This is a genomic window from Protofrankia sp. CiP1_Cm_nod3, from assembly GCF_982290655.1.
This window is the reverse complement of the sequence record NZ_CEVIVD010000241.1, coordinates 1-1,349: the sequence shown is the minus strand read 5'-3', so window position 1 is coordinate 1,349 and position 1,349 is coordinate 1. Positions and strand designations below refer to the sequence as shown.

Sequence of the window (1,349 nt, the reverse complement as noted above, 5' to 3'; positions counted from 1 at the left end):
CCGGCCGGGAGCGGGCGCTGGCGGCCATGCGGGACTCGCGGCTGGGCGCGTTCGGCGCGCTGGCGCTGATCTTCGCCGTGCTGGTCCAGGTCGCGGCGCTGTCACTGGCGATCAACGAGCACCGGGGCAGCCTGTCGATCCTGGTCGCGTCGATGACCGGACGGCTGGCGGCCACCCTGGCCTGCACCGCCGGCATCCCCGCGGCGCACCCGAACGGGCTCGGCGCCCTCGTCGCCGGTTCCGTGCGGCCGCGGCAGGCCGTCTGCTCCGTGCTCGCCGTCGTCGTCGCCGCCGCCGCCGCGGGGCTGCTCGACGTCGACGGCGGCGGCCCCGGCCGGGCCGCGCGCGCGGTGGCCGCGGTGGCCGTGGGCACCGCCGTGGGCTGGCTGCTGCGGCGCTACCTCGTCGGCTACCTCGGCGGCATCACCGGGGACGTGCTCGGCGCCCTCGTCGAGATCACGGCGACGGTCACCCTGGTGTTCATGACCCTGGACGCCCCCTACGGCCTGAAACACCGCCTCGGCATCGTCTAGAAAGCGCCGCTCAGGGAGCACGAATCCCATCCACGACCATCCGCACAGGCCATGATCCAGATAATTTTGTCGTTGTGTACGCTTTTTGGCCGCAAAAGCGTACACAACGACAAAATCGTGCCGATCTTCTCCGGTGGCCGGGACGCGCGGCCACCGCACCGCGCCCCGGGAGCGCTGCGGCCCCTACTTCGGGGAGGCGTCGACGAAGGGTGGGCGTACCACCGTCATCGCCGACGGCCGGCCCCGCACGTCCACCCGGACGGTGTCTCCCTCGGCGACGCCGCGGTCGAGCAGGGCGAGGGCGATACCGGTCCGCAACGTCGGCGAGAACGTCCCACTGGTGACCTCGCCCACCCGCTCGCCGGCCAGGTCGTACACGGCCATGTGCGGCCGTGGGATGCCCCGGTCGGTCGAGCGCAGCCCCCACAGCAGCCGCACCGGGCCCGCGCTCCGCTCCGCCAGCAGCGCGTCCCGGCCCCAGAACCGTGGCTTGTCCCAGCCCACCGCCCAGCCGGCCCGCGCCTGCACCGGGGTGATCGAGGGCGAGAGGTCCTGGCCGTGCAGCGGGTAGCCCATCTCGGTCCGCAGGGTGTCGCGGGCGCCGAGGCCACAGGGCCGCACCCCCAGGGACGCCCCGGCCGCCAGCAGCGCGTCCCACACCGCCGGGGCGTCCGCCCACGGCGTCACCAGCTCGAACCCACGCTCGCCGGTGTAACCCGAGCGGCACACGACGATCTCCCGCCGGGAGCCGTCCCCGCCGGCGCCACGCCCGCCGTCCCCGGCACCGCCGGCACCGCCGCCCCCGATGCCCGGGAT

General features: G+C 74.9%; 2 protein-coding genes. One reads left to right on the top strand and one right to left on the bottom strand.

Annotated elements, in window-relative coordinates; translation table 11 throughout:
• The coding region (locus AC5LUJ_RS23540; protein ID WP_493465804.1) for an adenosylcobinamide-GDP ribazoletransferase at positions 1–533 on the top strand (533 nt) is incomplete at its 5' end.
• Between the two features lie 183 nt (positions 534–716).
• Here AC5LUJ_RS23540 and AC5LUJ_RS23535 read toward each other — a convergent pair.
• The coding region (locus AC5LUJ_RS23535; protein ID WP_493465803.1) for a glycine cleavage T C-terminal barrel domain-containing protein at positions 717–1,349 on the bottom strand (633 nt) is incomplete at its 5' end.